General features: G+C 45.5%; 17 protein-coding genes. 11 read left to right on the forward strand and 6 right to left on the reverse strand.

Features of this window, described 5'->3' with window-relative positions:
• Positions 1-3: 3 nt before the first annotated feature.
• From SATMO3_RS06640 to ggt, 4 genes are all read right to left on the reverse strand, one after another.
• Entirely contained in the window at positions 4-663 is a 660-nt protein-coding gene (locus tag SATMO3_RS06640; protein WP_371379219.1) for a 3-oxoacid CoA-transferase subunit B, read from the reverse strand.
• A 19-nt stretch (positions 664-682) separates the two neighbouring features.
• On the reverse strand, positions 683-1444 hold the full coding sequence (locus tag SATMO3_RS06645) for a CoA transferase subunit A (RefSeq protein ID WP_371379221.1): 762 nt from the start codon (positions 1442-1444) through the stop codon (positions 683-685).
• A gap of 373 nt (positions 1445-1817) precedes the next feature.
• Positions 1818-3173 carry a sigma-54 interaction domain-containing protein gene (locus SATMO3_RS06650; RefSeq protein ID WP_371379225.1) on the reverse strand — a complete coding sequence of 452 codons (1356 nt, stop codon included), beginning with the start codon at positions 3171-3173 and terminating at the stop codon, positions 1818-1820.
• A gap of 327 nt (positions 3174-3500) precedes the next feature.
• A complete protein-coding gene (gene ggt / locus SATMO3_RS06655) occupies positions 3501-5210 on the reverse strand; it encodes a gamma-glutamyltransferase (protein WP_371379227.1) in 1710 nt (569 codons plus the stop codon).
• A gap of 468 nt (positions 5211-5678) precedes the next feature.
• On the opposite strand from ggt, the gene SATMO3_RS06660 reads away from it, so the two are divergent.
• The 7 genes from SATMO3_RS06660 (at position 5679) to SATMO3_RS06690 (ending at position 16321) form a co-directional block, all read left to right on the forward strand.
• Positions 5679-6362, forward strand: a complete 684-nt coding sequence (locus tag SATMO3_RS06660) for a GntR family transcriptional regulator (RefSeq protein WP_371379230.1) — start codon at positions 5679-5681, stop codon at positions 6360-6362.
• Between the two features lie 266 nt (positions 6363-6628).
• Positions 6629-7813, forward strand: coding sequence for an amidohydrolase family protein (locus SATMO3_RS06665; RefSeq protein WP_371379232.1), 1185 nt, complete (start codon positions 6629-6631; stop codon positions 7811-7813).
• A 35-nt stretch (positions 7814-7848) separates the two neighbouring features.
• Positions 7849-8754, forward strand: coding sequence for a 4-hydroxy-tetrahydrodipicolinate synthase (dapA, locus tag SATMO3_RS06670; RefSeq protein WP_371379235.1), 906 nt, complete (start codon positions 7849-7851; stop codon positions 8752-8754).
• 337 nt (positions 8755-9091) lie between these two features.
• A complete protein-coding gene (locus SATMO3_RS06675) occupies positions 9092-10387 on the forward strand; it encodes an MFS transporter (protein ID WP_371379238.1) in 1296 nt (431 codons plus the stop codon).
• A 231-nt stretch (positions 10388-10618) separates the two neighbouring features.
• Positions 10619-12619 (forward strand): FAD-dependent oxidoreductase, encoded by a 2001-nt coding sequence (locus SATMO3_RS06680; protein WP_371379240.1) that lies wholly within the window; start codon positions 10619-10621, stop codon positions 12617-12619.
• Positions 12620-12680: 61 nt separating this feature from the next.
• Positions 12681-14084: a sodium:solute symporter gene (locus SATMO3_RS06685; protein ID WP_371379242.1), complete on the forward strand. Its 1404-nt coding sequence runs from the start codon at positions 12681-12683 to the stop codon at positions 14082-14084.
• Between the two features lie 260 nt (positions 14085-14344).
• On the forward strand, positions 14345-16321 hold the full coding sequence (locus tag SATMO3_RS06690; RefSeq protein WP_371379245.1) for a methyl-accepting chemotaxis protein: 1977 nt from the start codon (positions 14345-14347) through the stop codon (positions 16319-16321).
• 177 nt (positions 16322-16498) lie between these two features.
• Here SATMO3_RS06690 and SATMO3_RS06695 read toward each other — a convergent pair whose 3' ends face one another.
• Entirely contained in the window at positions 16499-17290 is a 792-nt protein-coding gene (locus tag SATMO3_RS06695; RefSeq protein WP_371379249.1) for a 2-keto-4-pentenoate hydratase, read from the reverse strand.
• 181 nt (positions 17291-17471) lie between these two features.
• Between SATMO3_RS06695 and SATMO3_RS06700 the strand changes: the two genes are divergently transcribed.
• From SATMO3_RS06700 to SATMO3_RS06710, 3 genes are all read left to right on the forward strand, one after another.
• Positions 17472-18155 carry a GntR family transcriptional regulator gene (locus SATMO3_RS06700; protein WP_371379252.1) on the forward strand — a complete coding sequence of 228 codons (684 nt, stop codon included), beginning with the start codon at positions 17472-17474 and terminating at the stop codon, positions 18153-18155.
• 407 nt (positions 18156-18562) lie between these two features.
• The gene (locus SATMO3_RS06705; protein WP_371379254.1) at positions 18563-19843 is read left to right on the forward strand and encodes an OFA family MFS transporter; all 1281 of its coding nucleotides are present in this window, start codon (positions 18563-18565) and stop codon (positions 19841-19843) included.
• 45 nt (positions 19844-19888) lie between these two features.
• The gene (locus SATMO3_RS06710) at positions 19889-21049 is read left to right on the forward strand and encodes an iron-containing alcohol dehydrogenase (RefSeq protein WP_371379257.1); all 1161 of its coding nucleotides are present in this window, start codon (positions 19889-19891) and stop codon (positions 21047-21049) included.
• A gap of 104 nt (positions 21050-21153) precedes the next feature.
• On the opposite strand, the gene SATMO3_RS06715 is transcribed toward SATMO3_RS06710, so the two are convergent.
• Positions 21154-21483, reverse strand: coding sequence for a helix-turn-helix domain-containing protein (locus SATMO3_RS06715; RefSeq protein WP_371379260.1), 330 nt, complete (start codon positions 21481-21483; stop codon positions 21154-21156).
• A gap of 404 nt (positions 21484-21887) precedes the next feature.
• Here SATMO3_RS06715 and SATMO3_RS06720 point away from each other — a divergent pair, with 404 nt between their 5' ends.
• Positions 21888-23141: an aconitase X gene (locus SATMO3_RS06720; protein ID WP_371379263.1), complete on the forward strand. Its 1254-nt coding sequence runs from the start codon at positions 21888-21890 to the stop codon at positions 23139-23141.
• Positions 23142-23494 lie beyond the last annotated feature (353 nt).

The raw sequence follows: 23494 nt of genomic DNA on the forward strand, positions 1-23494 counted from the left end.
TGATTATACGTTCATCTCGCAAAATGTATCAGCAACAATAAAGTCGGCCTCGGTGCAGGTTTTAATTTCCTCCAGCGTCACACCGGGAGCATGCTCCTTTAAAATAAGGACATTTTCCCCAACCTTAAAAACCGCCTTATCGGTAATTATCGTCTTAACGCAACTTTTTCCAGTCAGCGGCAGGGTGCATTTTTTCAACACTTTTGACGCGCCATCTTTGTCGGTATGCATGAGGCAGGCGACAACTTGTTCCGTACCATAACACAGATCCATGGCGCCGCCAATGCCAGGCCACCATTTGCCATGGCGCCGTACCGCCCAGTTGGCGATGTTGCCTAACTGATCCACTTCCAGAGCGCCAAGAACTGTGATGTCTAAAATTCCACTCCGCATAGCCCCCAGGGAAGTAGCCAAATCCATTATGGCTGCTCCCGGCAGCAAGGTGACAGGTTCTGAGCCGGCGTTTGTCACATCGGCGCTAGCCGCTGAGGCGGCAGGCCTGGGGCCAACGCCAAAGACGCCGTTTTCCGCATGAAACATGACCTTAACACCCTGAGGCAAGTAATTGGATGCTTGTGTCGGCATCCCAAATCCTAAATTGACAAGTTGTCCGTCCTTAAATTCTTGTGCGACACGTTTGGCTATTAATACTCTCGGGTCCATGTCATCCCTCCTAAAACTCTTATTTTTCGGGGGTCAATTTACCAATCTTCAGCCAGTGCTGACGGTAAATATCATCATGCTGCTCTAAACTTAGCCCCTTGACAACGGCTTGCACAAACGGCGCCGGTGTCCCGACCCGTTCCGGCGGAATCGTACCGACCGGAACAATTTCTTCCACCTCGGCAACGGTATAATCGCAGGCCATCGCTACCATTGGATTGCAATTTACACTGGTGTGCCGGTATTCGAGATTGCCGGTTTCATCGGCGCGCCATGCTTTGACAAGACCGACCGGCGCTCTCAGCGCGGCTTCCACAAAACACTTGATACCGTTTACTTCGATGATTTGTTTTGGTTCTTTCAGGTCGGGAAACAGTTCAGGATCATCCAGTATGCCTACGCCAACCGGTACGAGTACGCCGCCGAGCCCCATAGCGCCTGCCCGTACTTTTTCGATCCAGGTACCCATGGGATAAAACTGCTCCACTTTCAGGCTGCCTTGCAGATATTCATCGGTTGATTCCTGGGTTGTGCCAACATGACTGGAAATAAGCTCGCGCACCAGGCCGTTTTTGTATAACATAGCCCGGCCAAATCCGCTCAAGCCCGGCTCATTGGTAATCAGGGTTATTTCATTGATTTGATTTTTGATCAGCCACTCGATACAGCACGTCGGCTCCGCCGCGCCAACAAATCCACCCATCATAATTGTCGCGCCGCTCTTGGGAATGCAACGGAGTGCTTCATCAATGGACTTAACTTTGTTAGTAAATTTAGACACTAACTTTCCCTCCTTCAGATACTAATCTTTCGTTGGCTGAAACTGATGGCCATCAGCACTAGTTTGTACTGCAATAACTATGCCAAATTCTTAGGTTTATTAAAATATTGATTCTGCTGTAAAGAAAACACGGCTTGCGCCGAGCCTTTGGCGAAAGCGGAAGCCGATGTTGCCCTTATCCAGGCGAAAGTTATACTTTCTATCAGGATAAAAAAACGGTCAGTTCCGGGCTTTAGGCGAAAGCGTAAAGCCGGCGCCGCCCGTATACAAGCAAAAGTTTTGTTCTATTAGCGGACAGGAAAAGCCCCCGGGTTTCTACCCCGGGGGCCTTATTGCTGTATTGATAGGAGACAGGTGTACCCAAAGGATACACTTATAATCCTAATTTGCCTATCTTTTTATATAGTACAGACCGTTGCATATTCAGCATTCGTGCTGCTTGCGCCTTGTTTCCCTTGGTTTGTTCCAAGGCGCTTGCAATCAAATCCCGCTCGGTTCCCTGAATACAATCCCGGAACCCCATGTCAGCATGAGCCGGTAAATTGCTGCTTTCTTCTTCTTCCCACGGCCTGACCGGAATATTGCGAATATCAACAATATGGTCATCACTCCAGTTGATGGCCTGCTCTAACCGGTTTTCCAGTTCCCGCACATTTCCCGGCCAGCTGTATTTTTTCATAATGTCCAGGGATTCTGGCGATAAGCCAACTGCATCAGCGCCGATTTTGTGATTGATGCGTTCAATCAGGGCGTTGATTAACAGCGGTAAATCCTCAATCCTCTCCCGCAAAGCCGGCATCTCGATTTCTAATACGTTTAACCGGTAATAAAGGTCTTCGCGAAAACGCTTTTCCTTCACCAGTTGTACCAGATCGGTGTGCGTAGAGGCCATAACCCGGACGTCGAGTTTGGTCGGAGCCGTGGCCCCAATTCGCCAAACTTCCCGGTCCTGCAGTACTCGCAGCAATTTTACCTGCATAAATAAAGGCATGTCGCCAATTTCATCCAGTAAAATCGTGCCGCCGTCAGCCAATTCAAATTTTCCGGGTTTGCCGCCTCTTTTAGCCCCGGTAAACGCACCGTCCACATAGCCGAACAATTCCGATTCAAGGAGATTTTCCGGAATGGCGCCGCAGTTTACACTGATAAACGGGCCTTCCCGTCGGACTGAGCGGGTATGAATGGCCTGGGCGATAATCTCTTTGCCGGTGCCGCTTTCCCCGGTAATGAGCAAGGTCGAACTTGTCCGGGAAGCCCGCCGGGCCAATTTTTTTACATATAACATGGGGGGCGTTTCCCCAATAATATCCCGGCAGGTACAAAGAGCATTTTTTGTGCCGTTTTCCGGTTTCCCCGGCCGGGACACCTTATTCATAATTTCCTTGGCGGTACTTTGATCGGGAAACAAGGTTTTAACCATGGCTCCCACAGTCCGCCCGTCTTTTTTTAAGGGAAACCGCGCCACGAGAAATTCTTTGGCGTTAATTGTTAGAGTTTCCCCCCATATCGAATAGCCTTGTCCGACCGTCTCAAACAATCTGCAGGCTGGAACCACATCCCAAATTTTTTGGCCGACAACGTCCTGCTCAGCTCGACCCAGAATATCCAAAAAGAATGAGTTGGCGAAAAAAACTGTTCCGGTTTCGTCAATCGCCATGCTTCCCTCAAAAGGATTATCCAGAATCATTTTTAACTTTGCATATGACTGCTCAAGAGTTACTATTTCCATTACCACCTACGCACCTTCCTGTCAAAACTGCCTTGCAAAGTCTCCTTTTAATACACCATAACCTGTTTTTAACGTAAAGTGTCTTTAATAGCTACACTTATAATATCCCCGACAATGGAGATTGTCTATAGCAATTTCACAAGAACAGGCCTGTTGCCATGAATTCCCGATAAAGAGGAAACACCTGCAAAATCCTGCATGAATTTGACAGGCGTTTTACGGTTGTATAACAAATATCCTATACGGTGCACGGTTAATGGCAGGAGTTTTAAGAAATATGAGGTCTTACTATGTTTAACCTGCTGTGCCGTCCGGGAGGATGGAGTATTAATAGCCAACAGCTGTTCCATCGCCGCGCGGGTCTGCGCCGCCGTATTTGATGTTGTTTTCGGGGTTGATGAGTATAGCGCCGGCATGCCCCATTGTGTCGCTATAGTCGGCTACTACTTTGACTGGATGGCCTCGCTTTAAAAGTTCATCTATTATCTTTTGCGGGACTCGGCCTTCAATTTTTAGATCATTGGAATAAGTGCCCCAGGTACGCCCATGCAGCCAGCGAGGGGCTTCGATGGCTGCTTGGACGCTAAAATTAAAATCAACAATCCGGGTTACCATTGCAGCCTGGGTTTGCGGCTGGCCTTCGCCGCCCATAGTGCCGTAAACGAGGTAAGGCTGGTTGTTTTTAAATAGCATTGCCGGATTAAGAGTATGGAAGGTACGTTTCCGGGGTTCAAGATGATTAATATGGTTAGGGTCAAGCGTGAAGAAACTACCTCTGTTTTGTAGCAGTACACCTGTATCTTCAGCGACAATCCCGGAGCCGTAATCATGATAAATACTTTGAATTAAAGAGACGGCGTTGCCATCTTTATCAACGACTCCTAGCCAGATTGTATCGCCTTTAGGATCAAGCGGCTTTACCTCTATTGCCGCTTTTTGCAGATCTATCCGGGCAGCTAGTTTGGCGCCGTGTTCTTTGGATAGAAGAGAATCAACCGGTATTTTGACAAAGGCTGGATCAGTTAGCCATTTATCACGATCGGCAAAGGCTTGCTTGGTGGCTTCGATGATAACATGGTAATAGTCGGCGCTGCCTTCGCCCATTGATTTTAGATCGAAATTGTTAAGGATGTTGAGGATGGATAAAGATGCCATGCCTTGGGTGTTAGGCGGAAAGTTATAGGCTGTATAGCCGCGGTAATCTGTCGTAATTGCCTCAACCCAGTCGGCTCTGTGACGGGAAAAATCCTCCAAAGTTAAAACTCCTCCATTTGCTTTCAGGTCTGTAACGATTTTTTGAGCGATTTCACCTTTATAAAAGCCGTCTGCGCCTTGCAGGGCAATAATTCTTAAGGTCTTAGCGAGGTCTTTTTGTTTAAAAAGCTCTCCTGCCTGATAGATGGCGCCGTCAGGTTTTAGGAAAGTTTTCTTAAAACCGTCAAAACGCCCAAGATTGCGGAATTCGTTGTCTTCTTTATCAATGTTTACTTTTGTATAATACTCCTGGCTTGGCGTTACCGAAAAACCATTCTCGGCATAATTAATAGCTTTCTTTAAAAGTGACGCCCAAGACATATTTGAGTTCATATTTCTTTGGGAATAGTTATAAATTTCCCACCAGCCGGAAATTACGCCAGGAACAGTATTGGCTGCAAGATAACCTCTGGCGGGAATTTTGCTAAATCCGAGGGCTTTATAAAATTCTATATTAGCTTTTTCTCCGGACCGGCCACTTGCGTTTAGAGCTTTTAGCTGTTTGTTTTTGGCATCATAAAGAAGCCAGAAATTATCTCCGCCTATTGTATTCATATGGGGATATACAACACTAACTACAGCAGCGGCGGCAATGGCTGCTTCAGCAGCATTCCCGCCATTCTCAAGTACTTGGAGGGCGGCTTGCGAGGCAAGATAGTGCGGTGTCACTACCATTGCGTTAGGAGCCATTGTTGTTGGCCGGCCAGTGGCATGTACAGGCAGGCTGGATAAAGAAAACATACTAAATAAAGATAAAATAAAGATCCGTTCCCACTTGCTCATAGTTATAACCATTCCTTTCTCTTTTCTTAAGGTACAAAAATGGAATGAACCCGTTGACTGTGAGCGTTTGAATGAAGATATTCCGCATAATCAGTGCTGAGGCTTTGGAGTAACTATGAATCTATTATAATTTGATTGATATTGGAAGGATATGTAAAACAAATAAAGTAAATATTTAAAATAATGGTTCTAGTGTTAGGAACAAATAAAAGACTGAGCCAATTTTGGCACAGTCTTAGTATTTATACGGCCGGGTATTAGGCGCCATATATATAGGGTAAAAATCAGAACGAGGGCTATTGAGATTAAAGACGAATGAACTTGTCCCCTGGTAAATGTGCTTAATTTCCCATGGATTCGTAGAACCGTTCAAAACTACTGAAAATCACAAGTTGAAAAAAGAAAAAGAAAAAACAGAAAATGAAAAACAACTTGTAATTTAATCCAAATAATATATAATACTAAATCATGAGTACTTATAGCAAGAAAGATGGAAACAAAACAGAATATGCATTTAATGTGATTCGTAATCGTATCTTAGATGGAGAATATGGTCCGGGTTATCGAATTGTAGCAGGTAGAATTGCCCAAGAGCTAAATATAAGTCCTATTCCTGTACGGGAAGCGATTCGTCAGTTGGAGGCTGAAGGACTTATTGTCTATAAGCCCTATTGCGGGGCGGTAGTCCAAGTTTATCAAGAGGAAGAATATTTCAATGTAATGGCGGTGCTGGCACTTTTGGAGGGATATGCATCAGCAGAGGCTTGCCGGTATATGGATTCGGGCAACATTGCAGCACTAGAAGAAATACTGGTGGAAAGCTCGTTAGCCATGGAAGATTATGATTTTGACAAATATGCAAGTTTGAACAGAAATTTTCATGCGACAATGATTTCGTATTGTAAAAATTCCCATCTGCAGAACTTGATTGAAGATGAATGGAATAGGCTGACTCATGCGAGAAAAACTGTTTTTCCATTTGTGCCCCAGCGAATTAAATCATCCAATGAGGAGCACAAACAATTGCTTGAAATGCTCAAGAATCAGGTATCTGCTAGCGAGATTGAAGATTTTGTGCGGCAGCACCGACTGAATACGGTAAAGGCGATTATAGAAAAGAAAAATAATGCTAAAAAAACAAGAAAGCCCTGAAACATATTAGCTACCGGGGGAGACTCCGGTGCTTATAGTTTCAGGGCTTTTTTATGATTGTAAGGTGTATAAGCATATGAATGCACGGGATGGATTCCTGTAAAAGCGTGCTAAAATATTCGGAAATATTTCAAAAACACTATTGAAATAATATATGATTTATATTAAAATAAAATAGAATTTAATATAAAATTATATATGATACAAAGGAGGGTAAAAAAGTCAAAGCTTATTGGCTAAATAACTAATCATAGGGGGAAATCAATATGGAAAAACAGATCAAATCAATGCCGAGCATCTTGTTCAAAAACGCGGAAGTATTTGCGCCTGAAGCTTTGGGAGTAAAGGACGTTCTAATTGCTGCCGGAAAAATCATCAGCATAGGCACGGAACTGTCCAATCTTCCGTTAGATGAGGCAATGGTGAAGGTGGTTGATTGCGACGGGGCATTATTGGTGCCTGGCTTTATTGATGCCCATGTTCACATGTATGGCGGCGGCGGTGGTGCAGGATATGGCAGCCGGGCACCGGAACTTACCGCAACCGAGGCCTTTTTAGCAGGTACCACGACCGTTGTCGGAGCGCTTGGAATTGATACCGTAACGCGGGATGTAATGGGGTTGGTTGCCAAGGCTAAGAGTTTGCGCGAAAGATATCTTAACGCTTATTGTACAGCTGGGGGGATGGATCTTCCTCCACATACGGTTACTGGTAGCTTGCGGAAGGATATGTATCTGATTCCGGAAATGATTGGTGTTAGTGAACCGGCGATTTCCGATAAGCGCTCAACCCAGCCTTCCATAGATGATTTGCGCAAACTGGTGGCTGATATCCATGTAGCCGGACGGATATGTGGAAAAATGGGAGTTGTACAATTCCATTTAGGGGATCAACCCAGTGGATTCCAACCTCTCTTCGAAATATTACCGGATGTATTGATAAAACATATTTACCCAATGCATGTCAATCGTAATGAAGTCACAATGGAACAAGCACCTGAGTGGGCGCAGCACGGAGGATATTTCGAAGTTACTGCGGCCCTTTATCCACCGGATTACAAGCGTGCAACGGCAGTGATTGAGGCTATTGATATTCTTAAAAATAAAGGGGTTAATCCCAAACTGATGACCATCAGCACCGACGGCAACGGTGTCAGCACACTGTTTGGGAAGGACAACATCCAGCGCTTTCCGCTCAACCTATTGCACAATGAATTGAAAAAGATGACTGCTAAAGGCATGGATATGAGTGAGTCGTTATCCTATATTACCAGCAATGTGGCGGATGCTTTGGGACTTGCCGATATTAAGGGGCGCATTCAAGTGGGTAAAGATGCTGATGTACTAGTTTTGGAGCGCAGTAGCCTGAATATCCGTGAAGTGGTATCGATGGGGGCTATGGTTGTAGAGGCCGGGAAACGGTTGAAACCTACTTATAATCTGGATGTGTAGACGTTAATAAATAACTGCCGGGGAGAGAAACAAGAATGAAATACAATACCGAGAGACTAAAAGGCTCAATTACACCGATTATTACACCTTTCGATGAAAAATTAGCGGTGGATTATGACACGTTGACCAAGCTGGTGAATTGGCAAATTGAGCAAGGGGCTCATGGGATTTCAGTTGCCGGTACAACCGGCGAGCCCAGTGCGTTAAGTATTTCCGAACGTGAATTAATCATGGAAACCGCGGCTAAAGCAGTGGCAGGAAGAGTGCCCTTTACTCCCGGCACAGGATCGGCTAATCTTGACGAAACGCTGTACTTGACCAAGCGGGCGCAAGCATTAGGGGCAGATGCTGTATTGGTGATTTGTCCTTATTACAGCCGGCCAAATCAGCAGGGAATTTATGACTGGTACAAAACAGTAGCTGATTCGGTGGATATTCCAGTTATTCTTTACAATATTCCCGCCCGGTCGCTGGTGAATATTGAGCCCAAAACAATGGCCCGGCTGGTAAAAGACTGCAAAAACATTATTGGTGTAAAAGAGGCCAATAAAGATTTTGAGCATATTAACCACGTAATTCATACGTGTGGCAGGGAGTTCCTGGTTTATTCAGGTATTGAACTGCTATGCTATCCGGTCATGGCCATTGGTGGAGCGGGCCACATCAATGTGACGGCTAATATTCTGCCAAAAGAGTCAATAGCTCTTTGGGATTACTGGAAGGCCAAAAAGATCGATAAATTGGTGGACTTGCATTACAATATGCTGCCGGTAAATGAAGTGTTATTTGTGGAAACAAATCCTGGACCGGTAAAAGCAGCGATGAAGATGATGGGATTGATTCCCTGCGATCGTACCAGACCGCCGTTAAGTGCATTGACCGAGGCGTCGAAAGAAAAAATCAAGCAGGCGCTGGTGCAGTACGGCTTGCTAAAGGCATAATGAATAGTATTCGTCAAGGGTAAGAGCGAGGAACGGCTCGCTCGCCTTGACGAATCCTTGTTATAACACCTGTAAGCTAGCACTCTTGGGCCAGTATTGCATGTGAGTATCATAACTTCTTAGCCCATTGCCTGATGCAAAATGTTTTCTGCATGGTATTACATCTAGATGCAAATGTAATAAGCTGGATTGCTGATATTTATATCTCTAAAAGACTGAATCTTGCAAGATTCGCAAATGATTCATTAAAACTGAATTTTTGCAATTGATAAAAGCCTCGTCTTGAGGATAGCAGTAGATATCCGAAAGGTCATAAACTTAAGGGGGACATCAAGGGATGCAAGAAAATATTAGCGTTAGAAGTGATAGTATCGCAACAACCCTCGAAAAACCAACGCGCTATCGGTGGACACTACCGTTTCTTCTGCTCGTGATTGGTACTGTTTCTTACTGTGATAGGCTCAATGTTTCCGTTTTGATCGCTGATCCGTCTTTTCTTAAAGAAATGGGTATACAAGGTGATTCACTCAAAGCTGGATTGTTGATGTCGATATTTACAATTGGTTATGGTGTATCGAGTTTCTTGTTTAGTTCGTTGGGAGACATTTTTGGGCCGCGCAAGATAATGGGGTTGGCGATTCTTTTGTGGAGTATTTCTATGTTTGTTGGGCCGTTAGCTGGCTCATTTGTGGTGCTGGCGCTTACACGGGTCATATTAGGCGTAGGGGAAGGGATTCACTGGCCAATGCAGTCCAAATACGTAAGCAATTGGTTTCCTTCTTCTGAGCATGGACGAGCAAATGGAATTTGGTTGCTGGGGCCCAAAATTGGTCCAGCGATAGCTGTGCCGTTGTTTGCATTTATTCTTACTCACTGGGGCTGGCACATGACTTTCTACGCTTTAGGGGGAGCTAGTCTGCTCATGTTTTTTGTTCTTTGGGGGTTAGCGCCCGACAGTCCATCGCAGTCGAGATGGGTCAACAAGGCGGAATTGGATTACATTACTCGGGAACAAGTACAGCAAGGTTCTACAATTGAAAAAATGACGTTTGCAAAAGGCTTAAAAATAGTAGCCGGTAATGCGGAATTCTGGATATTGACAGCATACTATAGTTGTCAGTGCGCTATTTTTTGGGGTTTGCTAACTTGGCTCCCGTCTTATTTGAAGATTGCCCGGGGCTTTTCCTGGTCGGCAATGGGGAACTTTACATCACTGACTTGGATAGGGGCAGCAGCCATGGTTGTGCTAATTGGTGCACTGTCTGATAAAATTGGTCGCCGGTCGCCCTTCCAGATTATTGCTATGCTTGGTTATGGCGGGGGTATATTTCTAAGTTCGCAATTGACGGATAACGTAGCGGCAGCGTGGGCAATCGCCATTGCCACGATGCTTGGGGCCGGCGGGATGCCGGTTACGTGGTCGCTGGTAAATAAAATTATTCCCAAAGAAGCAATCGGCACGGGCTCAGGAGTGTTGAACGGCATTTCTGTCGGCGTAGGAGCTTTAATGCCTACTCTTATTGGATTTCTTATTAACCTAACCGGTGGCTACACCGGAGGATTAATGAGCATGGTTGGGTTTGCGGCAGGCGGTTTGATTTGTGCTGGGATAATGACTATGAAGAAATATTAAGAGTCGCGCTTATTCTCATCTGATATAGTCCTCAAAAATAATTGCTGCAATAACGCCTGAATTCAGAATTAACCTGATAGTGAACCATGTTTTAAGAAATGTATGATAGGAGATTTTTTTGGACTTCTTTCAAATGGACTTGGAACATGGTTCCTAATTATTCACACCCATTCTACTGATTGGCGGCTTACTGTTTGGAGTAAGCGTTATTAAAGATAAAGAGGGATTGTATTGAAGCAAAATAAATATAGTAACCTGTTTGAGCCGATTATGATCGGCAAATGCCTAATTAGAAATAGATTTGTCATGGCGCCGATGGGGCCAGCAGGATTGTGCGATAGCGATGGAGCTTTTAATGAACGTGGTATTGAATATTATGTTGAACGCGCCAGGGGCGGCGTAGGGTTAATCATTACAGGTATGAATTTTGTGGAAAATGAGGTTGAAAATCACAATAAGGGCGCGATGCCGTGCCCAACTGATAATCCCGTTATGTTTGTACGCATGGCGCGAACTTTGACTGAACGGGTACATGCCTATGATTCCAAAATATTCCTGCAGATATCGGCTGGTTTTGGCCGGGTTTCTAATAGGGTAAAGCCCGGCGAAGAGCCGATCGGACCTTCTATTATTCCTCATCGCTGGATCAATGGCCTGATGTGCCGGCAATTGAGTACTGCAGAAGTAAAGACGATTATTCAGAAAATGATCGATGCCGCTGCAATTGCTAAACGAGCAGGCTTTGACGGTGTTGAAATTCATGCGATGCATGAGGGCTATCTTATTGATCAGTTTGCTATGGCCTTATTCAACACCCGGACCGACGAATATGGCGGCAGTATTGAAAATAGAATACGCTTTGCAGTGGAAATTGTACAAGGTATTAAGCAAGCTTGCGGGGCTGATTTTCCGGTTATTATGCGCTATAGTCCCAAAAGCTTCATTAAAGAGCTTAATCAGGGTGCTGTTCCTGGTGAAATCTTTCTAGAAAAAGGACGTGATCTCCCGGAAGGATTGGAAATTGCAAAAATGTTGGAAAAGGCCGGGTATGACGCGCTTGATTCCGATGTCGGCAGCTACGACTCCTGGTATTGGAGTCATCCACCCATGTATCAGGAAAAGGGCTTGGCTCTTCCATTCAATGAAGAACTCAAGAAAATCGTAAATATTCCTGTTATTACTGCCGGTCGACTGGATAATCCCGATTTGGCCAGCAACGCAATCACCCGGAAACAGACGGATCTGATTGGGTTAGGCAGGCCACTTTTGGCTGATCCGCATATTGTTAATAAAATTCGTACCGGCAAAATGGCGAAGATCCGGCCTTGCTTATCCTGTCAGGAAGCATGCATGGGCAGGCTTAAAGCTTTTCTCACTATTTCGTGCGCGGTCAATCCGGCGGCTGGCAGAGAGAAAGAGTACGCACTGATTCCGGCCGTTCGTAAGAAAAAAGTGGTGGTTGTAGGCGGCGGAGTAGCAGGTTGTGAAGCTGCACGAGTGCTGGCCGAACGTGGCCATGAAGTGGAGCTGTTTGAGAAAAGCAGTCAATTGGGCGGTAATTTAATCCCAGGGGGCGCTCCCGATTTTAAGGAAGACGATTGGGCCTTAGTTGCGTGGTTTAAGCAAGAACTGGAAGGGCTGAAAATAAAAATCCATTATAATACCGCAGTTACAGGTAAGATGGTACGTGATACAAGAGCTGACTCAGTAATCATCGCCACAGGCTCCAGTCCCAGAATATTCAACCTTGGCAATAATGAAAAGGTATATTTGGCGGCTGATGTTCTGACCGGCAAAAAAACTACCGGAAGCTCAACTGTAATTGTTGGCGGTGGACTGGTGGGATGCGAGACGGCGCTAATGCTTGCTAAGCAAGGGAAACAAGTAACCATTGTGGAAGCTATGGATGATATCTTAAGTATCGGTGCACCGTTATGCTATGCCAACAGTCAAATGCTGAAAGACTTACTCCGGTTTTATAAAGTTGATATTTATACTGCCTCAAAGGCGGTTAAAGCAACGTCAGGCGGGTTGATTGTGGTCAAGGAAGGAGTAGAGAAGGAGATTAGTGCGGATTCGGTGATCCTTTCTGTAGGCTATACTGCGGATAACAGCCTGTATTATGAGATTCAAAACGATGTGCCGGAGTTATATCTATTGGGTGATGCCCGTAATGTGTCCAATATTATGTATGCTATTTGGGATGCTTTTGAAGTGGCACGAAATATCTAACAAGCAATGAAGGATAAGCAGCGAGAAACATTTACAGCAACCTGAGTAGGATGGTGATTGCTTGGAACTTACTCATGTACATTTGGTCAGTTTGGTCATTACTATTATACTTGTAATTGGGAGCGGTATGTACTCGGCACGCAAGGTAAAGTCGGCGGAAGGATATAGTTTAGCGGGCCGGTCATCAGGTGTGACATTGATTGCGGGAAGTATTGCCGGTACGGTTGTTGGCGGCGGCGCTACAATCGGAACGGCGCAATTGGCATTCACGCTGGGATTTACGGCGTGGTGGTTCACGTTAGGATCAGGAATAGCCTTTATTTTGATGGGTTTGTTTTATGCACGCCCCCTGCGCAGGACTGGACTGGAAACAATTCCACAGTATCTTGTGCTTAATTACGGAAAAATGGCGGGGCCGTTGGCCGGTGCGATTTCATCCATTGGTATTTTGTTTAGTGCTGTAGCGAGCTGTTTGCCTGGAATCATGATTATAGCGGCGCTATTCGGGATTACGGAATGGTTTGCCGCAGTGATTCTTATGCTCTTGGTCGTTGCTTACGTTTTTTTTGGCGGGATGAAAGGCGCCGGAGTTTCTGGGCTGATGAAACTTATTATTATTTGGGTAACCTTGTTTGCGGCAGGCGGGGTGGCATTTGTCGATCTGCAAGGTATGACCAATTTTGAGGTGATTTTTCCCTCGCTGCCATGGTTTAGCCTTTTTGGCAAGGGCATTTGGGCAGGTCTTGGCAATCTTTTTTCTCTTATTGTTGGTATTCTTTGTACACAAACTTATATTCAAGCTATTTTTTCCGCTTCGGATTCACGCACAGCAGCCGTAGGCGCGTTTACAGCTGCGTTGGTGGTAATTCCTGTTGGGCTGCCATCGATAGCGATTGCGATGTTTATGCATGCTACGCATCCCGAGGTTTTACCAATTTTAGTTTTGCCAACGTATCTGCTCCAATATCAGCCTGCCTGGCTGGGCGGTGTAGGGATTGCGGGGATATTGTTATCCCTTGTCGGGTCGATTGGTGGACTGGCACTCGGGATTGGTACAATGGTTTCAAAGGATTTTTGCTATGATTTGCTGCATATTACAGCCAACAAAACTGTATTGTGGGTAAATCGCATGACCGTACTGCTAGTGATATTTATCGCTTCTATTATAGCCATAATAAATTTAAACTCACAGGTGCTAGGTTGGAATTATATGTCTATGACTTTGCGGGGTGCAGGTATTTTACTGCCGCTTACTTTAGCTATATTTTTCCCAGGCAGGTTGACGTCCGGGTGGGCAGTTTCCTCCATGGTTTTAAGTACAGTAATAGCAATAATCGGGACGATAATTCTGAATTTATCAATAGATCCGCTGTTTGTTGGTATTGGGGTAAGTGCTGTAATTATAATGATGGGATTGGTATCGGAACATAAAAATTGTAGTCAAAATAAATCCGATTTTAGCTAATATGAAGACTCCTAATATATTCATGCTCATTAACGATCCGGAGACATTCTTGTCTCGGATTTTTTTTAGGTCAGACTAATTAAAGAAGCTGATATAAGTTAGAAAAAATGGATATTAATGCAGGAATTTAAAGAAAATTATCGAAAGATATATGATGTAGCAAAAATATCATATATCTTTACAGTGGATATTATATAACTCTTTTGGAGGTGCTCAATTATTAATGTATGCGACAATATGCAAGCGAAAGGAGAAAATTTATGAATAGCATACAGGCAAAGCTTACAGCTACTTTTCTACTCCTATTTTTAGTAGCGCTTACCGCTTTAGGGGGTCTTAACTATTGGAAAGCTAAAGAGCTATTGTTCGAGAACATTACGCAAAATGTTTCAGTGTTGGCGAATAATTCAAGTGAAGATGTAGGCGCCTGGCTCGAAGCGCGGAAGATGGAATTAACGATGATGTCCTGTGCACCAATCGTTCGCAGTGGAAATCCGGAAGCAATGGTGCCATATATGGCGGATGCAGTAAGAAGCAATAAGGTCTATGAGGCTATTGGCTTTGCAGCTCCGTCAGGTTTGTTCTATAATTCCGCCGGTGCTACCGGGAGCCTGGCAGACCGGGAAGCCTTTCAAAGAGCAATAAGAGGCGAGACGGTGATTACCAACCCTATCATTTCCAAGTCGACAGGCCATATGGTTACTGCGGTAGAAATACCCGTAAAAGCTGATGGGAAGATCATCGGGGTATTATACGGGACGATCAATATGGAGGATCTGGCCAAACGGATTCTGGAACTAAAGGTGGGTCAAACAGGCTACGCCTTTGTGGTTCAGGGGGATGGCCTGTTTATTATCCATCCGGATAAAGAGGTTGTTTTCAAACAGAATATCCTGAATGATAACAAAGCCGATGATAAACAAAAAGAACTGATAACCAATATGATAAAAGGCGAAGCAGGACTTGCCCGCTATTTCGACCTGCAAAAAAACGAAAAACTCACAGCCTTTGCGCCCGTACCCGGTGTTAATTGGTCGTTGGGGATAACCGTGCCTGTTAATGAGATTACCGATAGTGTTGCTGTACTCAAAAGCATCTCGCTGTTTACGATTGTCGTCGTTTTGGTGATTGCGGCAGGGTTTATTGCCTGGTATGCGCGACGCATCGCCAAACCCATTCGGGAGATAGAATCAGCAGCCGATAAGGTGGCGCAAGGTGATATTAAGTTGACAAAGCTCGACATTGTGTCTAAGGATGAGATTGGCAATCTGGGACAAAGTTTCGTACAGATGACAGATAATCTGCGCAAATTGGTCCAGCGAATTCTGGGAGCAACGGAACAGGTTGCCGCATCATCGGAAGAACTCACCGCCAGTGCGGAACAATCGGCACAGGCGGCTAACCAAGTAGCGGTGTCGATCGCTCAAACTGCCCAGGGAACGGAGAGACAATCAATTGCTGTCACTAAAGCGTTAAGCCTGGTCGAACAAATTACAGGAAGAGCCCAGCAAGGAGCGAATAACGCGAATGACGCCGTTGATATTACCAAGAAGGCAGTCGGAGCAGCAACCGGCGGGAACGAGGCAGTGGATACCGCAATCAGGCAGATGGATAAGATTCAGCTTACAGTAGAGAATTCGGCCAAAATTGTGGGGGAGTTGGGGGAACGTTCCAAAGAGATCGGCCGGATCGTCGAAACGATAGGGAGTATTGCGGGGCAGACAAACCTATTGGCGCTCAACGCCGCAATAGAAGCCGCCCGGGCAGGTGAACACGGCCGGGGTTTTGCCGTTGTTGCGGAAGAGGTGCGAAAACTCGCGGAGGATTCCCAGAAAGCGGCAAAACAGATAACTTCGCTTGTCGAAGACATTCAGGCCAAAACAGATACAGCCGTTTCTGCCATGCAAGCAGGAACAGCAGAAGTAAAAAAAGGTACGGAAGTAGTTGATCAGGCGGGCGGGGCTTTTACTGACATTATGGAGCAAGTAAAGGAAGTAGCGGTGATCGTTCAAGGGACAGCAGAGGAATTATCCCAGTTAGTGGCAGTTAGCGGCCAAGTACTGAATGCGGTGGAGGAAGTCGACGCTGTTAGCCGGGAAATTGGCAGCCAGGCCCAAAATATTTCCGCCGCCACGGAAGAACAATCTGCTTCTATGGAAGAGATTGCGTCATCCAGCCAAGCTTTGGCTAAGTTAGCGGAGGATTTGCAGAACGCTGTCAATACATTTAAGCTCTAGCGACTGATGAAGATTATGATTATGACAGTTCATTTCCAAGGTAAAAAGAAAGGTACTGGAAACCTGTTAAGGGGTTCCAGTACCTTTCTGACGGAATGCCAGTATTGAGGACCGGCAGAATTGCTTTTATAAAGGCTAATAATGTGAGGCGTTGATTTCTCTCAACGGAAAGACCGGCTAGACTACAGCTAAAGGCAGCTTTCCTAGTGCATCAAAAGTTGCTGTGACTTTATCGCCGACAGACAGCTTGTATGCTGCGGTAACTGCTCCGGTCATGACAATTTGGCCTGCTTCCAGGAATTTTCCCTCCCGGTGCAACATTTTTACCAGCATGATGATAGCATTGGCAGGGTGATCTAAAACGGCTGATCCTTTTCCATTGGCGGTATCTATGTCATTAATATTGATTTTTATTCCCAGTTCCGCCAAATTTGTTTCATATGGGGAAAGTCTTATATTGCCAAGTTTGATACGCGATGCAGAAATATTGTCTGCAATACCGTCTTGCGATGAAAATTTGAAGTCAATGTATCTGCTGTCGATAATTTCCAAGGAGGCAACAATATAGTCTGTTGCCTTCAAGGCCGCATCCATGTCGATATCCGGGCCGTGTAACGACTCTTTCATGACGAAAGCAATTTCGGTTTCCACTTTAGGCTGGATATGTTTTTTAAATTCCAAAGGCTCATTTTCACCCAGCGGCATGTAATCAAATAATCTTCCAAAAGTGGGTTCGGTACGGCCAAGCATTTGCTGCTTAGCTTTGCTGGTAAGCCCCATCTTATAGCCGATGGCTCTAAAACCTTGTTCAATACGAAGTTTTGTGCGAATATCCTGGATTGCATATGCTTCATCAAATGTTAAGTGCGGGAACGTGTGAATCAGCTGCGGAATGGCCTGATGTGCATCCTCTGCTGCCATAGTACGTTTGGCGCATTCATACATTTGTTCTTGTGATATTCCAGACATTTTTTATAACCTCCGATACATTTTTTTTAAATTAGCCGACTAGTTTACAATTAATCATATATTAAACAATATATGATTTTAATAATCTTGTCAACCTCCTGCGCCTGGAGCTGTTAATTTATAAATTATAACGATTTTGCATTTGACAATGCCGTAAGATTTAAATATCATAATATATGATATGAAAAAAGATAATACAAAAAATATAAGTAAAACAGAATATGCTTTTAAAGTTATTCATGCACGAATTTTACAGGGCGTATACGAGCCGGGGGATCGTATTGTCATTGACCAGATTGCTAAAGAGTTGGCAATAAGTCATATACCTGTTCGAGAAGCTCTAAGGCAGCTGGAGGCGGACGGGCTGGTTACTTATAAACAAAATATTGGTCCTGTTGTTCAAAGCTTCAATGAAGAAGAATTTTCGCAAGTAATGGTTGTGCTAGCGATTCTTGAAGCATATGCGACTGCTACAGGCGCCTTCGCCTTGTCACGTGATACTATCAAAAAATTAGAGAAGATTAATGCAGACAGCAAAATTGCTATTAATGATCTGGACTTTGAGGAATACGGCAGGCTAAATCACGAATTTCATGCAATAATTATGGGGCAGTGCGGGAATGCTTATTTACAAGAACTTATTCAGCAAGCGTGGCAACGCCTGACCCAAACCAGGAGAACCATTTTCCTGTTTATACCCAAGCGGATTAAGTCATCGCATGAAGAGCACGAAAAACTAGTTGAAATGTTTAAGAATAAAGCTTCCGGGGAAGAAATTGAGGCGTTTGTCCGTACGCATAGAATGAATACGATAAAAGCCATCCAAGAAAGAAAGAAGGACTATTTAAGACAGTCAAAGTTTTAACATAGCAGAGTTATTTTGGTATTTAATCCTGTAACTAACCCGCACTAAGACTCCTGCTTCTATAAGCGGGAGATAAGTGCGGCTAAGTTCCTGGATAAGGGCGACTAAACTTCAGGTGGGGTTAAAAACCCATCTGAAGCTAAGTCTACTTTGTTAATTGCCTGTTGCCGGCTATTTCGCCGCAGCAGGTGTTTTTTTTTACGTAAAGCTATTATAGAAAATCATTAAGAAATTAATCAACCGGTAAGTTAAAAATAGGTTGAAATCCAGAATGTATTCCGTTATAATCATATATGATATAATATATGATTATAACGAAGGAGGCTAATTAAAGACTAGGTTGCAGTATAGCTGATCAGGAGGGTTAGGACGCCCGATTTTATGGCAATGCAAAGAGGAGTTTAAACATGAAGCATAGGATGGTTAGTCGCTGGGGAATTTTGTTTGCGAGTGCGCTTTGCGATTTTTGTATTGGCGCTTCTTATGCCTGGAGTGTGTTTCAGAAACCATTAATAAATATGTTCAACTGGTCTCTAAGTGACGCTTCGCTGGCATTTACACTGCACATTATCATGATGCCGATAGCTATGGTTATTGCAGGAAAGCTTCAAGACCAATACGGCCCCAGATTTGTTTTAATGACAGGAGGCCTTTTATTTGGCGCAGGTATTATAGCATCCGGATTTACTACGTCGCTAGGATGGCTGTACCTGACCTACGGCGTGCTGGCGGGATTGGGCGACGGGACTGTATATGCCTGTGCGATGGCAAATACGGTGAAATGGTTTCCCGATAAAAAGGGTTTAGCTGGCGGACTGATCGCAGCCTCCATGGGGCTCGGTGCGGTTGCGTGGGGGCCGTTTGGCAATGTGCTGATCCAAAGCTACGGGGTTCTTTCAGCGTTTCGCGTTCTTGGAATAGTCTATATGGTAATTATCGTTTGTTCGTCTATTTTTGTAGAACGTCCGTCTAGCGATTATAAACCTGTTGGCTGGGAGCTGAAGGGGCAGGATTCGCCGGCCTTAAATAAAAACGGGAGAGAGGACAAGACCTGGCGGGAAATGCTTACCGATCCGGTATTTTATATTTTGTGGCTGATGTATTTTCTGGGGACATCATGCGGCTTAATGATTATCGGACATGTGGCGTCAATTGCCCAGGATATTTTAAAATTGTCGGCGGCAACCGCAGCTTTAACGGTCAGTATAATGGCTTTAGCTAATACCTGCGGGCGAATATTTTGGGGCTATATGTCGGATCAATTCGGTCGATATCCGGTTTTGATTGCCCTATTCAGTCTTCTAGCCATAACGATGCTGGCTATGACCAACGTCGGCAGTTTTAGTTCATTTGCTTTGGCGGTTTCGGCGATTGTTCTGTGCTACGGCGGCCTAATAGGTATATATCCTTCTATAGCAGCAGATATGTTTGGCATGAAAAACCTTGGATTGAATTACGGAATTTTAATTACGGGGTACTCAATTGCCGGTTTTGTGGGTCCTCGTTTGGCAGCGGCAATCAAAGAAACCGAAGGTGATTACGCTACAGCGTTTCTAATTGCCGCTCTGTTTGGAATATGTGGCGGGATTTTGGCTTTGGCGGTTTTCTGGCAAGCAAAGAAACGAAAATTTGCTAGTAGTCGTGAAAAAAGCTGTTATGCAGGTATTGATGATGCTGACAGGGGATAAGCGTCTATCAAATATATATATAATGTGATAATGAGGAGATTGATCATGAAAGAATTTATTTTTAGATTATATACTAAGATCTTATATGGTGAAGGCGTTGCTAAAAGACTTGGTATGGAATGTAAGCAGCTTAACGCCAGTAAAGTTTTTTTTGTGACTGATTCCTTTATGGTGGAACATTCAGCCGCTTTTCCGATGCTCATTGATTCAATCAAAGATGCTGGCCTTAAGGTCAAAGTATTTTCCGATGTTGAGGCTGATCCCAGTATTTCAACAATTGACGGAGTAGCCGCTATTATGAAAGAGTTTGGTGCGGATATTGCCGTTGCCTTGGGGGGCGGGAGCCCGATGGACACTGCCAAGCTGGCCTGCATGCTTCAAAACAATGAGGGATCGGTAAGAGACTACATGCGTAAAGTGCGCAGTGTTGACAAGCCCGCCGTACCCGTGATTTGTATTCCGACTACCGCCGGTACGGGCAGCGAAGTAACTTCCTTCGGAGTCGTAACCGACAGGGAGGCTGGCGAAAAAATTGGCATAGCCCACGACTCCATGATGCCTAAATTGGCGATTATTGACCCTGCTTTGCAAGTAAGCATGCCGCCCACACTGACGGCCGCGACAGGGATGGATGCTTTATGTCATGCTATAGAGGCTTTTGTTTCGCTTGATGCGGAGCCGCTGTCAGATGCTATGTGCTTACATGCGATTCGGCTGATCGGCGAGAACATTCGGAAAGCGGTAGCTAATGGCCGCGACGTGGAGACCAGAGGCAAAATGGCGCTGGCAAGCCTGGCAGCCGGTGTGGGTTTTGCTCAGGCCGGTCTGGGGGCCGTCCATGGGATAGCGCATTGTTTGGGGGCGATGTATCATGTGCCGCATGGAGTCGCCAATGCCCTGATGCTCCCCTATGTCATGGAGTTCAATGTCATGGCCAATATGGAAAAGTTCAGAGAAATTGCCATAGCCCTCGGTGAAAATGTACTGGATATGCCGCTGCGGGATGCGGCGTACCGTTCGGTAGCTGCAGTTAAGCTAATAGTAAAAGATTTGGGTATTCCTCAGACACTAAAGGAGGTCGGTGTAAAAGAGAGCGACTTCCCGGCCATCATTAAAAATACTATGACCTATGGACGGTTGCCGTTTAATCCGCGAACGGTTAGTGAAAAAGATGTTGCAGATATATTAACAGCAGCTATGGGGTAGAAAAGTAACGCCTAAAGCAATAGGATAAGATCCGACTGCTTTAGGCGTTACTTTTTATAGCGCTCATATTTATACTCTTATTGCCGATTACTGAGCCATAACCTTTAATTTTTGCCTCCCGCCTTCTTAATTCCATGCTTATAAAGCACAAATTCCTCAATTAATGCAATTTCCTTTTTCACTTCATCAGGCAGCTCGTATTTTTCATTCTCTTCCCGGATAACCGGGTTGGGCTGGGGTTCTGTGAAGAATTCGGCCAATGATATATCAAGGGCCTGGCAAATTTTTTCCAAGGTGGTAATATTGGGGTTCTTTTTACCGATCTCAATATCCCGTAAAGTGGCCTGGCCAATGCCGGCGAGTTGAGCAAGTTTGTTGGTTGTGTAATTTTTCATGGATCGCAACTGAATAATGCGTTCGGCGGTATTCATCATCTTATAGCCTCCAGTTAACGCTAAAAGCAATTGAAGTACAAATCAACAGAGAAAATTAATGCAAAAACATTGACAAAGGTAACGCTTTTGCATTAAAATAAATTTGTGAAAGGGTGAAATGGGCAGGAGAAGGTATTCAATCATAGTATTGCAAATTGTACGCCGTAATAACTTGATCAAACAGATAGAAAGTTGATCAAGGGCTTCATATTTGATCAGAGCAGTGAATTATAGGCATTTGTTGTTCCTGTATGCGTTGGCGCGCAACAGGAGAAAAAGAAGTTTCCAGAACCATCCATTTCCATTATAGCGCAATAATAAAAGAACGTAAACCTCTGAAGGCTGGAGGGCCGTTTTTGGGGGATTAACCCTGCAATGCAATACCAGGAAAGGAGGCGAGTAACGTGAAGCTAACCGATGCCGAAAAAGCTATGTTAGCCGGGGACGCGGGCAAGGTCAGGCAAAAAGCCATGGAATTGCTTGTCCGTTATGGTGAGGCGGTGGGGGCGGAAAAATTGGTTGCTACCAATAATGTATGCGGTGAATGGACGGCTATATGGCCTCTGGTCTGTGAATTCGGTCTGGACGGTCCGGAGACGCTTGCGTTGCCGGCGGTCAGGCTGCTGGCCTGTCAACTGGCTACCTCGCTGGACTCTGAATACTGGCAGCTACAGGGGGCGACGCAGGCGCAATACGAGGCCCATGCAGACCGGGAGGTCTTAAACGTATCCGCCGGCATCCAGCGGTTATGTACCTGTGCTCCTTATCTGGCAAGCAATGTGCCGGTAAAAGGGGAGCATTGCGCCTGGGCGGGGTCTGCCGCCGCGGTGTACATCAACTCGGTGCTGGGGGCCCGCACCAACCGGGAGAGTGACAAAAGCACCCTGGCCGCCATGCTCGCCGGACGGATTCCCTGTTGGGGTCTGCACCTGCCGGAAAAACGGCTAGGGACCCATCTCGTCAATGTCGTGTGCGCAGTAGAGAGTGCCCTGGATTGGGGACTCCTGGGCTTTTACACCGCGCAGCTGGTGGCGGCGGGAATACCTGTCTTTAACGGCATACGCCAGTCGCCTAACCTGGTTAGACTCAAACATTTGAGTGCGGCAGCGTCACTGTCGGACGGTATCGGGCTGTTCCATATTCCCGGCATTACAGCCGAAGTCTGCAGCCTGGACGACGCTTTCGGCGGCGGAGAGCCGCTGGATGTACTGCGCTTCGGCAGAGTCGAGCGCATGCTGGCCTATGACATGTTGAATGCCGGCGCAGAGGACAGCAATGTAGACCTGGTCATACTCGGCTGTCCCCATTGTGCCCTGGAAGAGCTGGGGGAGATCTGCCGCCTGCTGGCCGGCAAAAAGATAAGCAGCAATGCCGGCCTGTGGATTTTTACGCCCCGGGCGGTTAAATCCATGGCCGACCACAATGGCTACACCTGCATCATCAGCGGGGCGGGCGGGGTGCTCATGAGTGACACCTGCCCGGTACAGGGGCGGTTTATGCCCCGGAGCGCTAAGGTGGCGGCCACCAACTCGGCCAAACAGGCCAAATGTTTAAGCGGGGTTGGGGATGTGCAGTGCTGGTTTGGCTCAACGGCAGACTGCATTGCGGCGGCGGTTACCGGGTATTGGCGGGGTGGGCTGAATCCAGTCGTCAAGTAAGGCGGGACGGGTGGAATGAAATTAGCACAGCACTCCCTGGATTTTTTAATTCAGTATAGGGAGGCTTGAGGTAGAGCGGGCGGTATTCATAACACAGCTAACAGTGAACTTTCTGTTATGATATGTAAAAATATAGCAGGAAATATTATTTCAGGTAGAGAAAATAGCCATAGCTTACTAAAAAAAGTAAGTTATGGCTATTTTTACATATGGTCTATTGATATATCCTGCTGAGTGGATTTTAAAATTACGTGTAGTGGTGCTTGGCTTAATTTATACAGCATAGCGTCCTAGTTCTGTCGAGGATAGTGTTGTTATAAAATAAATTAGGCGAGTAACAAATGGGGGAGACT

This window comes from Sporomusa aerivorans, assembly GCF_041428895.1.
Classification (GTDB): domain Bacteria; phylum Bacillota; class Negativicutes; order Sporomusales; family Sporomusaceae; genus Sporomusa; species Sporomusa aerivorans.